At 63.7% G+C, this 12,875-nt stretch carries 11 protein-coding genes; 7 read left to right on the top strand and 4 right to left on the bottom strand.

The annotated features are described in order from the left end of the window. Positions 1 to 174 precede the first annotated feature (174 nt). Together ACCQ16_RS15675 and pilB are read left to right on the top strand one after the other, a co-directional pair. Entirely contained in the window at positions 175 to 585 is a 411-nt protein-coding gene (locus ACCQ16_RS15675; RefSeq protein WP_029820067.1) for a pilin, read from the top strand. 42 nt (positions 586 to 627) lie between these two features. After that, positions 628 to 2,364 (top strand): type IV-A pilus assembly ATPase PilB, encoded by a 1,737-nt coding sequence (pilB, locus tag ACCQ16_RS15670; RefSeq protein ID WP_277572535.1) that lies wholly within the window; start codon positions 628 to 630, stop codon positions 2,362 to 2,364. Positions 2,365 to 2,578: 214 nt separating this feature from the next. Here pilB and ACCQ16_RS15665 read toward each other — a convergent pair whose 3' ends face one another. Together ACCQ16_RS15665 and ACCQ16_RS15660 are read right to left on the bottom strand one after the other, a co-directional pair. After that, a complete protein-coding gene (locus ACCQ16_RS15665) occupies positions 2,579 to 3,973 on the bottom strand; it encodes a sigma-54-dependent transcriptional regulator (RefSeq protein ID WP_042773941.1) in 1,395 nt (464 codons plus the stop codon). 327 nt (positions 3,974 to 4,300) lie between these two features. Continuing rightward, positions 4,301 to 5,914 (bottom strand): sensor histidine kinase, encoded by a 1,614-nt coding sequence (locus ACCQ16_RS15660; protein ID WP_218490629.1) that lies wholly within the window; start codon positions 5,912 to 5,914, stop codon positions 4,301 to 4,303. 231 nt (positions 5,915 to 6,145) lie between these two features. Here ACCQ16_RS15660 and sucC point away from each other — a divergent pair, with 231 nt between their 5' ends. The 5 genes from sucC (at position 6,146) to ACCQ16_RS15635 (ending at position 10,691) form a co-directional block, all read left to right on the top strand. Continuing rightward, positions 6,146 to 7,315: an ADP-forming succinate--CoA ligase subunit beta gene (gene sucC, locus ACCQ16_RS15655; protein ID WP_057681815.1), complete on the top strand. Its 1,170-nt coding sequence runs from the start codon at positions 6,146 to 6,148 to the stop codon at positions 7,313 to 7,315. A gap of 24 nt (positions 7,316 to 7,339) precedes the next feature. Next, entirely contained in the window at positions 7,340 to 8,215 is an 876-nt protein-coding gene (sucD, locus tag ACCQ16_RS15650) for a succinate--CoA ligase subunit alpha (RefSeq protein WP_029820064.1), read from the top strand. Between the two features lie 170 nt (positions 8,216 to 8,385). Then, positions 8,386 to 8,730, top strand: coding sequence for a YlcI/YnfO family protein (locus ACCQ16_RS15645; protein WP_008577787.1), 345 nt, complete (start codon positions 8,386 to 8,388; stop codon positions 8,728 to 8,730). A gap of 3 nt (positions 8,731 to 8,733) precedes the next feature. Beyond that, positions 8,734 to 9,036: a type II toxin-antitoxin system RelE/ParE family toxin gene (locus ACCQ16_RS15640; protein ID WP_277572536.1), complete on the top strand. Its 303-nt coding sequence runs from the start codon at positions 8,734 to 8,736 to the stop codon at positions 9,034 to 9,036. Beyond that, positions 9,036 to 10,691: an NAD+ synthase gene (locus ACCQ16_RS15635; protein WP_031423861.1), complete on the top strand. Its 1,656-nt coding sequence runs from the start codon at positions 9,036 to 9,038 to the stop codon at positions 10,689 to 10,691. Before ACCQ16_RS15640 ends, ACCQ16_RS15635 begins: the two co-directional genes overlap by 1 nt. Positions 10,692 to 10,709: 18 nt before the next feature. Here ACCQ16_RS15635 and ACCQ16_RS15630 read toward each other — a convergent pair whose 3' ends face one another. Together ACCQ16_RS15630 and ACCQ16_RS15625 are read right to left on the bottom strand one after the other, a co-directional pair. Further along, positions 10,710 to 11,687 (bottom strand): hypothetical protein, encoded by a 978-nt coding sequence (locus ACCQ16_RS15630; protein WP_277572537.1) that lies wholly within the window; start codon positions 11,685 to 11,687, stop codon positions 10,710 to 10,712. 280 nt (positions 11,688 to 11,967) lie between these two features. Further along, a complete protein-coding gene (locus ACCQ16_RS15625; RefSeq protein ID WP_005915798.1) occupies positions 11,968 to 12,849 on the bottom strand; it encodes an outer membrane protein assembly factor BamD in 882 nt (293 codons plus the stop codon). Between the last annotated feature and the right edge of the window lie 26 nt (positions 12,850 to 12,875).

Raw genomic sequence — 12,875 nt, 5'->3', positions numbered from 1 at the left:
CTGAGAAAAGAAGGCCTCGCTCAAAGCGAGGCCTTCTTTTTTCGCTGGGATCCTCATATTCATTGTTTTGTGTATTTTTTGTACTGCCCGTCCCTGGGTCAAAGAGTGTTTATTCATTGTTCCGAGTTTCGTCGTGCGCTGCTTCGGCGAGCTGTTTATTGACAGGGGTGCAATATGGCGCGGGAAAGTGGTTTTTCTCTTATAGAGTTAATGATTGTTATAGCGATCATTGCTGTGTTGGCCGCGATAGCACTTCCTGTGTATCAAAATGCGGTCGCTAAGGCGCAACTGACGGCAGCTTTAGCCGAGCTGCGTCCCGGGAAGACTACTATTGAGTCTGCAGTCCAGGATGGTACAAATCCCGCCGTTATCGATGCACCTTACATTGGATTATCGTCCTCAACTCGATGTGCACGAGTAAGCGCAGTCCTTAGCTCTACGGGTGTTGCTGAGATAAGCTGCACCTTGCAGGGTTCTGCATTAGTTTCAGGTATGGATCTGAAGCTGAAACGCTCCGCGGACGGAGGGTGGGTTTGTGACGGCTCTGCTTTTGCTGCAAAGTATAGGCCGGCTGGTTGTTACTGAGTCTGATCGACAGGGTGCTGAAGGTACGGGGGGGCTGAAAATATGAATGCTGTTTCGTCCGCTAATTTGGTTGGCATCACGGGAATTGCCCGTCGTTTAGTACAAGATGGCGCGATTGAAGAGCCTGCTGCTCGGGCTGCGATGGATCAGGCAGCGGCTGCGAAGGTTCCATTGCCCCAGTGGTTTTCGGAAAAAAAGCTGGTATCGGCGTCGCAACTGGCTGCTGCCAATGCAGTCGAGTTCGGTATGCCCCTGATGGATGTGTCGGCATTCGACGCAAGCCAGAACGCAGTAAAGCTCGTCAGCGAAGAGTTGCTCCAGAAGCACCAAGTGTTGCCGCTGTTCAAGCGCGGTAACCGGTTGTTCGTGGGGGTGAGCAACCCAACCCAGACTCGTGCGCTGGACGACATCAAGTTCCATACGAACCTGGTGGTCGAGGCGATCCTTGTCGACGAGGATCAGATCCGCCGCACGCTCGAGCAGTGGCAGGCCAGCAATGCGTCGTTGGGTTCTTCGCTTGGCAACGACGACGAGGAAATGGGGGATCTGGACGTCTCGGCCGGCGACGAGGACATGGGCGCCGGCGGGGATTCCGGGGTCGATGCCAAGGGCGACGACACGCCGGTGGTGAAGTTCGTCAACAAGGTGCTGGTGGATGCGATCAGGCGGGGAGCCTCGGACATCCATTTCGAGCCGTATGAAGACGATTACCGGGTGCGCTTGCGCATCGATGGCTTGTTGAAGAACGTGGCCAAGGCGCCGGTGAAGCTGAACCAGCGCATCGCAGCGCGGTTGAAGGTGATGTCGCAGCTGGATATCGCCGAGAAGCGGGTGCCGCAGGACGGGCGCATCAAGCTCAACCTGTCCAAGACCAAGCAGATCGACTTTCGTGTCAGCACCTTGCCGACCCTGTTCGGTGAAAAGGTGGTGCTGCGTATCCTGGACGGCAGCGCGGCCAAGCTGGGCATCGACAAGCTGGGCTATGAGGCGGACCAGCAGAAGCTGTTCCTTGAGGCGATCCACAAGCCGTACGGGATGGTGCTGGTGACCGGGCCGACTGGTTCGGGCAAGACGGTGTCGCTGTATACGGCGCTGGGAATTCTCAACGACGAGACGCGCAACATCTCCACCGCCGAGGATCCGGTCGAAATCCGCTTGCCAGGCGTCAACCAGGTGCAGCAGAACAACAAGCGCGGCATGACCTTCGCCGCGGCCTTGCGCTCGTTCCTGCGCCAGGATCCGGACATCATCATGGTCGGCGAAATCCGCGACCTGGAGACGGCCGAGATCGCGATCAAGGCGGCGCAGACCGGCCACATGGTGCTTTCGACGCTGCATACCAACGATGCGCCGCAGACCATCGCACGTCTGATGAACATGGGCATCGCGCCCTACAACATCACTTCGTCGGTGACGTTGGTGATCGCGCAGCGTCTGGCGCGGCGGTTGTGCAACCACTGCAAGCGCAAGTCGACGCTGCCGGAGAATGCGTTGCTGGCCGAAGGCTTCACGCCGGCGCAGATCGCCGCCGGGATCGAGCTGTACGAGGCGGTCGGTTGCGACGAGTGCACCGAAGGCTACAAGGGGCGTACCGGTATCTACCAGGTCATGCCGATGACCGACGAGATCGGCGCGATCGTGCTGGAGGGCGGCAATGCGATGCAGATTGCCGAGGCCGCGCAGGCGATCGGTATCCGCGATTTGCGGCAGTCGGCCTTGATGAAGGCTGCCCACGGGGTTACCAGCCTGGCCGAGATCAATCGGGTGACCAAGGACTGAGGGCTGGGAATCGGGATTGGGGAATCGAAAAGCCTGGGAACTCTACGTCCCAGGCCTTTTTGTTTGGACAGCTGGGCCAAGGATTGCAGCGGGCCACCGCAAGATGATGCGTGAGCCAATCCATAGCGGCGTCTCCCGCGAGAACCATCGCAGCCGGCGACTGCGCTTTTACGATTCCCGATTCCCGATTCCCCACTCCCGATTTCCGGCTCTTCTACTCCATCCCCAGTTTCTTCAACTTGTAACGCAGCGCGCGAAACGTGATGCCCAGCTGCGCCGCAGTCTTGGTCTTGTTCCAGCGGTTTTCTTCCAGTGCCTTCTGGATCGCGGCGCGCTCCAGTTGCTCGATGTAGGACGGCAGCGCGGCTGAGGCCGGGTCGATGTCCACGACGGCTTCGCGCGGCTCGGCCGCGGCACCTCCGTTGGGGACAGCCAGACGGTGGCCGCCGTGAGCGGGCAGGCGCAGGTCGGTGGCGCTGATCTGGTCGTCTTCGGCCAGGGCCAGGGCGCGTTCGAGGATGTTTTCCAGTTCGCGTACGTTGCCTGGGAAGCCGTAGTGATTCAATGCGTCGAGCGCCGACTGGGTCAGCAGCGGAATGGGGCGGCCATGGCTGTGCGCCAGGCGCGCGATGATGGCAGCGGCCAGCTGCGGCAGGTCGCCACCGCGTTCGCGCAGCGGCGGCACACGCAACTCGATTACGTTGATGCGGTAGTACAGGTCATGCCGAAAGCGGCCGTCGGAGACCAGGTCGCCCAGGTCCTTGTGGGTGGCCGAGAGGATGCGCACATCCACCAGCGATTCGCTGGATGCGCCGACCGGTCGCACCGACTTTTCCTGGATGGCGCGCAGCAGCTTGACCTGCATCTGCAACGGCAATTCGGCCACTTCGTCCAGGAACAAGGTGCCGCCGTGCGCGGCCTGGAACAGGCCGGGCTTGTCGGCATGCGCGCCGGTGAAGCTGCCCTTCTTGTGGCCGAAGAATTCGCTTTCCATCAATTCGGCGGGAATGGCGCCGCAGTTGACCGGCACGAACGGGCCGGGGGCGCGTGCGCCTTGTTCGTGGATGGTGCGTGCGACCAGTTCCTTGCCCACGCCGGATTCGCCGACGATGTAGACCGGCGCCTGGCTGCGCGCGACCTTGCCGATGGTGGCGCGCAGGCTTTCCATGGCACTGGAGTCCCCGAGCAGGCGGCTGGCCTGTTCCGGTGGCGGCGGTGGCGGAGCGGGACGGTCGCGATTGTTCAATTCCAGCGCGTGCTTGACCAGGCCGCGCAGCACGCCGATGTCGACCGGCTTGCTGACGAAATCGAAGGCGCCGGCTTTCAGCGCTTCCACGGCCAGGTCCATGCTGCCGAAGGCGGTGATCATCGCCACCGGCGTCTGCGGGTAGTGTTTTGCGATTTCGGTGACCAGTTCGATGCCGTTGCCGTCCGGCAACCGCATGTCGGTCAGGCACAGATCGTAGGGGTTGTTGGCCAGCAACTCGCGCGCCTCGGCCAGGTTCGCCGCGGTGCTGATGCGCAAGCCCATGCGGCCCAGGGTGAGAACAAGCAACTCGCGGATATCACGCTCGTCATCGACAACCAGGGCGCTTTTGGGTTCGTTCATGGGGCGCACGATAGCCCAGCGTGATGATGGTCGACAATTGTCGAGCAGGTCGCGGCACGCCGATTCACCTGTTACGCGGGTGCATCACTGCGGCATTCAGCGCGTTTGCAAGGCGCCGATGCCAGTCGGCGATGCGGGGCTGTCGATGGGCTGCGTTGCCAAACGCGTCTGCCTCCGACAGCCTTGCTGGCGTAAGCCCGCACGACCCGCAAGCCAGGCACCGCGTTGGTTTGCGTCTTCGCCAGTTGCAACGTTCTGCTATCGAACAAGTGCCGCGCTGCGCGATATCGTCACATCAGACATCCCGCTCAGCCGATAGCCGAACACTCACTTGCCGAGCAATCCGTTGGGTCCTTGCAACGAAATCCGGAAGCACGCACCGCCGCCGGGGACCGCGACATAGTCCAGTTGCGCCTGGTTGGCGCGGCAGAGTTCCTGGGCGATGTACAGCCCCAGGCCGGTGCCGTGCTCGGAGGTGGTGTAGAACGGGCGGAACAGTTGCGCCGCCACGGCCTCCGGGATGCCTGGGCCGCGGTCGATCACATCGATCACAGCCATGCGCTCGAGGCGCTCGACGTGCAGCTTGACCCGCGCCGGTTCGTCCATCACCCGGCCGTACTTGAGTGCGTTGTGCACCAGCGCGGTGAGGATCTGATGCAGGTGCTTGGGGTCGACCAACGCATGCACGGAGCTCCCCTGGATGCTGGCCTCCAGGATGTCGGTTTCCATCGACAAGGTCTGGCGATATTCGACCACGAAGCGGCGCACGAATGCGGCCAGGTCCAGGTTGTCCGGGGTGGCGCGTTCCCGGCGCGCCAGTGCGAGCACGCTTTCGACGATGCCGTTGGTGCGCTGACATTGCTGGTGGATGATCTGCAGCAGGCGGCGGTCGGCATCGCCGATGTCCGGCGATTCTTCCAGCAACTGCGAGGCGTAGCTGATGGCGGCCAGCGGGTTGCGGATCTCGTGCGCCAGGCTGGCCGAGAAGCGTCCCATGGCCGACAGGGTCAGCGACTCGGCACGGCGCGACACCACCGTGGCATCGTCCAGAAACACCAGCACCAGATCGCTGTCGGCGAGCAGGCGCACGAAGCGCGGCTGCACCTCCGGGCGGTCGGCGCCGAGTTGCAGCGGGGCTTCTTCCTGGCGCCAGCCGCTACGCCAGCGCTGCAGCCGGCGCGCCAGCTCCGGGGTGAGCGCCACCAGCGACAGGTCGGTGGACGGGGTGCGTTGGTCGCCATCGCCCAGCAAGCTCAGCGCTGCTTCGTTGGCCAACGAGATGTGGTTGTGGGTATCCACCACCAGCACGCCGGTGCGCATGCGCCGGATGATCAGCTCGTTGATCTCGTACAGATTGGCGACCTGGGCGCCGCGTTCTTCGGCCAGCATCTGGTTGCGACGGGCGCGGGCGGCGATTTGTTCGCAGATGAAGGCCACCGCGACGTAGCTGGTGGCAAACATCGCAAGCTCGGCCACCGGGCGGGTGGTGCCGCCGCCTTCGAGCAGGGTCCACAGGTATTCCAGCAGGATGGCGGCGCTGGCGAGCACCGCGATGCTCATGCCGTAGCGCAGCCGCAACAGGATCGAGGCGGCCGCCACGTTGAACAGCAGCATCATCGCAATCCCGGCGCTGGCACCGGGCAGGGCGTGCGTGGCCAGGGTGGCGGCAAGGATGTCGGCCACTACCGCGCACAGCACGGTGGGGGTGAGGCGGCGTTCGCCGCGGCCCCAGAACAGCAGCGGGATCGCCATGCACAGGTAGCCGATCGCCACGCCGGCGGCCAGGCGCGGGTAGCGCGGATCGGGAATGGCGTCGGACAAGGGGCTGAACACCAGCGCGGCGATCAGGCCGGCCACCAGCACCCGGTACAACGAGAAAAAGTACAGCTCGCGCTGCGGCGCGGACTGGAGCCGGGCGATGAGCGATGCGATGGATGCCAAGCCGATTCCCCGCTGGAGCGAGCCGCGAGTATAGGCAGGTGCGCGGCCTGCGCAGCGCTTGCGCACAGAGTCGGCCTGCGCGCAAGCGCTGCGATCGGGCGGCCAATCCCGGGCAATTTTGCGCCGCACGGCGTGGTCGGCCACAATAGGCGGCCCGTTCGCGTCCCATGACGTGCCGCCCCGGCGGTCTGCGTTGCACGCAGCGGTCGTTTCCTTTTCCCACGGTGACGCATGAATTTCCACGAATACCAGTCAAAACAGCTGCTTGCCGAGTACGGCATCCCCGTTCCGGCCGGCAAGGTCGCGGCGACCCCGGACGAAGCGGTTGAAGTCGCCAATTCCCTGGGCAATGGCCCCTGGATGGTGAAGGCGCAGATCCACGCGGGCGGCCGCGGTAAGGCTGGCGGCGTCAAGTTCTGCAAGACCACCGACGACGTGAAGGCCGCAGCCGCCAAGATGCTCGGCACCAAGATGTCCACCTACCAGACCGCCGGCGTCGAGCTGCCGATCAACCTGGTGCTGGTCACCACGGCCGGTGAGATCGTCAAGGAACTGTACCTGTCGATCCTGGTCGACCGCGGCACCAAGACCATCACCTACATCGCCTCTTCCGAAGGCGGCGTGGAGATCGAGCAGGTGGCTGCCGAGACGCCGGAGCTGATCCACTCCCTCAACGTCGATTTCGTCGAAGGCGTGCAGGGCTACCATGGCCGCGATTTCGGCTTCAAGCTCGGCCTCAACGCCAAGCAGGCCGGCCAGTTCGCCAGCATCATGGTGAACCTGTATCGCCTGTTCAACGAAAAGGACCTGGCGCTGGTTGAAATCAACCCGCTGGCGATCCTGGACGACGGCAACCTGTACGCGCTGGACGGCAAGTTCGACAGCGACGACAACGCCGCGTTCCGTCAGAAGCAGCTGGTCGCCATGCGCGACAAGACGCAGGAAGACGAGACCGAAGTGACCGCGTCGGAGCTGGACATCAACTACGTCACCATGGACGGCAACATCGGTTGCATGGTCAACGGCGCAGGCCTGGCCATGGCCACCATGGACGTGATCAAGCTCAATGGCGGCGAGCCGGCGAACTTCCTGGACGTGGGTGGCGGTGCGAACAAGCAGCGCGTCATCGAAGCGTTCAAGCTGATCCTGTCCTCGGACAAGGTCGAAGGCATCTTCGTCAACATCTTCGGCGGCATCGTCCGCTGCGACATGATCGCCGAAGGCATCATCGCCGCGGTCAAGGAAGTGGGCGTCAAGGTTCCGGTCGTGGTGCGCCTGGAAGGCACCAACGTGGAAGAAGGCAAGCAGCTGCTGCGCGATAGCGGCATGGCCATCATCCCGGCCGACAACATCAACGACGGCGCCAAGAAAGTCGTTGAAGCTGTCAAGAACGCCGCCTGATCCACGACACCGAAGGAACTATCCATGTCCGTTTTGATTAACAAGAACACCAAGGTGATCGTGCAGGGCTTTACCGGCCAGCAGGGCACCTTCCACGCCACTCAGATGGTCGAGTACGGCACCCAGGTCGTCGGCGGCGTGACGCCCGGCAAGGGCGGCACCACCCACATCAATCTGCCGGTGTTCAACACCGTCGCCGATGCGGTCCAGGCCACCGGCGCCGATGCGTCGGTGATCTACGTGCCGCCGCCGTACGCGGCCGATGCGATCCTGGAAGCGGCTGCGGCCGGCATCAAGGTCATCGTCTGCATCACCGAGGGCATCCCGGTGCTGGACATGCTGCGCGTCAAGAATGTGCTGACCCGTTCGCATCCGGACACCGTGCTGATCGGGCCGAACTGCCCCGGCGTGATCACCCCGGGCGAGTGCAAGATCGGCATCATGCCGGGCCACATCCACAAGCCGGGCAAGATCGGCATCGTGTCGCGTTCGGGCACGCTGACCTATGAAGCGGTCAAGCAGACCACCGAAGTGGGCCTGGGCCAGAGCACCTGCATCGGCATCGGTGGCGACCCGATCAACGGCCTGAACTTCGTCGACTGCCTCAAGCTGTTCAACGAAGACCCGCAGACCGAAGGCATCATCATGGTGGGCGAAATCGGTGGCGACGCCGAGGAAGCCGGTGCCGAGTACATCAAGAACCACGTCAAGAAGCCGGTGGTCGGCTTCATCGCCGGTGCCTCCGCGCCGGCCGGCAAGCGCATGGGCCATGCCGGTGCGATCGCGTCCGGTGGCAAGGGCACGGCCGAAGGCAAGTTCGCGGCGATGGAAGCCGCTGGCGTCAAGACCGTCCGCTCGCCGGGCGATCTGGGTGCGGCGATTGCGGCGCTGGTGAAGTAAGTCTTACCAGTGTGGTATCGCAGAAAGCCGCCTTCGGGCGGCTTTCTGCGTTTACGGGGATACCTGATGCAGATGGCAGGGATTGCGCACTGCACGAGGCACGCTGGGCCGACTGTTCGGCTCCATACCTATGTCGATGCTAAAGCCCTGAATTGCACAAGCAGCGTGTCATGCAAAGTGTGTCACAAGTGTGCTACTTTGGGTCCGCCATTCGGTCCCCCGAGGTTGCCATGTCCACGACCACCATCCGTCTGCCCGACGAACTGAAAGCGCGTGTCGCCAGGGCGGCGAAAGATGCCGGAACCACGGCGCACGGCTTTATCGTCGACGCCATCGCGGAAAAAATCGATGCATACGAGCGCCGCACGGCATTTCATGCCGAGGCGCAGCAACGCTGGGCTGCCATCCAGGAGGGCGCCAACACGCTGTCCTGGGCGGACGTACGCCAGTACATGCAGCAACTTGCCGACGGAGACGACCCCGCGCCACCGGTGGCCAGCGCCGTCGAGCGCTGACAGGTGACCAGGATCGTGCTTGCCGCGCGCGTTGCCGACGATGCACGCCGTCTGGTCGCCTATCTGCTGGAACACGATGCAGCCAATGTGCAGCGAAAACTCGCAGGTGTCTTCCAGGCCATCGATGCATTGGCGGACAATCCACTGATAGGGCGCGCGGTGCAGAGCGGATTCCGCGAACTGGTCATCGGTCGCGATGCCAGCGGCTATCTTGCGCTCTATCGTTACGCACCGTTGGACGACACCGTGTACGTGCTGGCGATCCGTTCGCAGCGCGAAGCGGGTTACCTTGAAAGCCTGTTTTGATGGAGTCAGCAGTGACAGCACACACCCTCCGCATCGCCATGGCCCAGTTCGACTTCCCGGTCGGCGGCGTGACGCAGAATACCGATCGCATCATCGAGTACATCGCAGCGGCGCGCGACGAGTTCGAGGCCGACATCGTGCTGTTCCCCGAATTGGCGATCAGCGGGTATCCGCCGGAAGACCTGCTGTTACGACCGGGATTCCTCGCTCATTGCGAACAGGCGCTGGCGCGGATTGCGGCGGCCACGCGCGGCATCGTGGCAGTGGTCGGCTGGCCGCAAAGCGCCGGCAGCGTGGTCTACAACGCCGCCAGCGTGTTGCGCGACGGGCGGATCGAAGCCACCTACCGCAAGCGCGAATTGCCCAACTATGCGGTGTTCGACGAGCGTCGTTATTTCGACGTGGATCCGGATGGCGAGAACTGCGTGGTCACGGTCAAGGGCGTGCAGGTGGGCGTGGTGATCTGCGAAGACCTCTGGTTCGCCGAGCCCTTGGCCAACACGGTACGGGCGGGCGCGGAGTTGGTGCTGGTGCCCAATGCCTCGCCGTACGAGCGTGGCAAGCATGCCCAACGCGATGCATTGCTGGCCGAACGCACCCGCGAGAGCGGGGCAGCGATTGCCTATCTCAACGTCGTGGGCGGGCAGGATGCACTGGTGTTCGATGGCGCCTCGGTGGTGGCCGATGGCGATGGCACCGTGCATCCCGCCGCTGCAGCCTTCGTGGACCAGTGGCTGGTGGTGGACTACGCGGCCGGCGAGCGCAGCTTCACTCCGGTGGTGTGGGTGGATGACGGCGACGAGAGCATGGATGCGCTGGCCTGGCGTGCGGTGGTGCGCGGGCTGCAGGACTATTGCCGCAAGAACGGCTTCAGCAAGGTCTGGCTGGGCTTGTCCGGCGGCATCGACTCGGCACTGGTATTGGCGATGGCGGTGGATGCGCTGGGCGGCGACAACGTGACCGCCGTGCGCCTGCCGTCGCGCTACACCGCCACCCTGTCCAACGACCTGGCCGACGAGCAATGCCGCGCGTTGGGGGTGAAGCTGGAGACCATCGCGATCGAACCGGCTTTCGAAGGCCTGCTCGGCGCGCTGGGGCCGATGTTCGAAGGCACCCAGCCGGACATCACCGAAGAAAACCTGCAGTCGCGCAGCCGTGGCGTGATCCTGATGGCGCTGTCGAACAAGTTCGGCGGGCTGGTGCTGACCACCGGTAACAAGAGCGAATACGCAGTGGGTTACGCCACCATCTATGGCGATATGTGCGGTGGCTATGCGCCGCTCAAGGACCTTTACAAGACGGAGGTGTTCGGCCTGGCGAAATGGCGCAACACCGTCGGCGGCGCGCCGGTGATTCCGCCGGCGGTGATCTCGCGCCCGCCGTCGGCCGAGTTGCGCGCCAACCAGACCGACCAGGATTCGCTGCCGCCGTACGATGTGCTCGACGGCATCCTGTATCGCTACGTCGACCAGGAGCAGTCGCGCGACGACATCGTTGCGGCTGGCTACGCGGCCGATACCGTCGAGCATGTGCTGCGCCTGGTGCGGCTCAACGAGTGGAAGCGCCATCAGTCCGCGCCCGGGCCCAAGGTATCGCGGCGTGCATTCGGTCGCGAACGGCGCTATCCGATCACCAACGGGTATCGCGGGCAGTAATCCGGACGGCTGATCCGGTCACTCGGCTGACGCAGTGGCTGCCGCTGCGCTGGCTGGCGGCTGGGCGAACCGCGTGAGCAGATCCAGGGGCGGTTTTGGTCGGGCCAGTTCGTACATCAGGCCAAAGTGGCCTTCAGGCCCCTGGATGGTGGCCTGGTCCAGTAATTCGTAGACATTCACCTCGGCCACCACGTCGGCGTAGTTGTCACGCACGTTGCGCAACAGCTGCGCCAGGCTGTCGTAACAGCCCCGATCACCTGCGGTGCCGCCAGTGGTGCTGCCTGTATAGATCTCCGCACAGTTCAGCTCGTTGAAGAACACCGGGGTGTTGTAGGTACGCGCGGCAGTGCGCAGCTGGCCCAGATACAGGTCCGTCCAATAGCCGGCATCCTGGTAGAACGCGTAGTAGTGGAAGCTGATGTGGTCGAAGTTGAAGCCGGCCGCCTTGGCTTTTGCCAAAAACCACAGCGAGCCGTTGCGATCGCCCGGGCAACGCGCGTTGGCGCTGCGATCGTCGCTATTGCAGGCGGTGATGTTGATGGTGAAGCGCAAACCTGCGCCCAGTTCGTCGGAAGCCTGGCGCATGCCCAGGTACATCGTGGTCATTGCGGCGATGCGGGTATCGGCTTCGGCGCGGACCAGATCCTGTTCGTTGCCGATTTCCCAGACCTTGATGTCTGCGGCATAGCGGCGTGCCAGCTGGTAGCCGATCTCGCGCGACATCGGGTAGACCATCGGGCGCAGGGTGATGCCGTACTTGCGCGCCAAGGGGACGAGCGCATCCAGCGTGGCGTAATCGCGCGGATCGATATCGAACCGGTAGCTGCGCAGGTTGCGCGCTGCCAGCAGTTTGAAGCGTGCCTCGGCCTGGGTCATGGCGTAGCCGGGACGGCTGTCGTGCGCGTTGACGCCGTAGACGATGGGGGCCGCGGTGGCGCTGGCGGTCAGGGCCGCCAGCGAGAGCATGAGCAGCAACGCGATGGTGGCACGAGACATGCGGCTTCCTTGGCTGGCGCTCGAAGGAGTCGGAGCTGGTTCGGGATGAGTATAGACAGCAGACCCAAGGGCATTGGGTGACCTGGTGCCGGTTCCAGAATGCGCGCACCGGCTCCGGCCATGCGTCTGCGCGTGGGAACCAATTGCTCGCGTGGGCGCATCAGCGGCGGCAATCGCCGCCGTATCGTCGTCGGTCCGGCACTTTCGTGCTGCCGTCATCGTCGCGGCAACAAAAAAGAGGCCTTTCGGCCTCTTTTCGTCGTGCGCTGCGCCTGATATCTCAGTCGCGATTCATCTGCGAATTGCTCTGCCCGGTCGCGGCGGATTTTTCGCCGGCAAACGGGTTGAGCTTGCGGATGGCCCACGGGTATTTCGGCCAGTTGCCGGTCAGCCACGGATGCTGCGGGTCGTTGAGCTCCAGCACGCGGCGTGCGTCGGCTGCCAAGGTCTTGTTGCCCAGGTGCGTGTAGGCCTCGGCCAGTACCGCGACCGCGTCGTACTGGAAGGCGCTCTGCGGATAGGTTTCGAGCAGGTAGTTGGCACGACCGGCGGCCGACACCCAGGCATCGCGGCGCAGGTAGTACAGCGCGTTGTCCAATTCGTGCTGGGCGAAGATGTCGCGCAGCTCGATCATGCGCTTGCGTGCGTCGGCGGCGTAACGGCTGTTCGGGTAGCGATCGGTGACGGTATTGAAATCGTTGTAAGCCTGCTGCGGCGAAGACAGGTCGCGGCGGCTCGGGTCCAGCGACCACACGCGGCGCAGGAACACCGTGTCGCGGTTGCTGTTGGCCAGGCCGCGCAGGTAGTACAGATACGAGATGTTGCGGTGGGTCGGGTAGGTCCGGATGAAGCGGTCGACGCTGGAGACCGCGTCGTCGTGCTTGCCGGCCTTGTACTGGGCGTAGGCGGTTTCGATCATCGCCTGCTCGGTGTACGGGCCATACGGGTACTGGGCGATCAGGCGCTTGTAGCTGGCTTCTGCGCCGGCCCAGTTGCCTTTCTCCATCAGGTTATGACCCTTGCCGTAGAGCTGCTCGACCGGCATGCCCTCGTCGGGATTCTTGTCCTTGGCGCCGCGGTGGCAGCCGGTGACGACGAACGCCATGACCAGCATGAGGGCAATCAGGCGCGCAGGCGCGGAAAACGTGGACCGTCGGATCATGGGTCTGGGCAGGACGCATCAGGAAA

Source organism: Xanthomonas sp. NCPPB 1062, from assembly GCF_041481705.2.
GTDB lineage: Bacteria > Pseudomonadota > Gammaproteobacteria > Xanthomonadales > Xanthomonadaceae > Xanthomonas > Xanthomonas euvesicatoria.
Note: the sequence above shows the minus strand (reverse complement) of the source record. Positions and strands in the feature narration are given on the sequence as shown.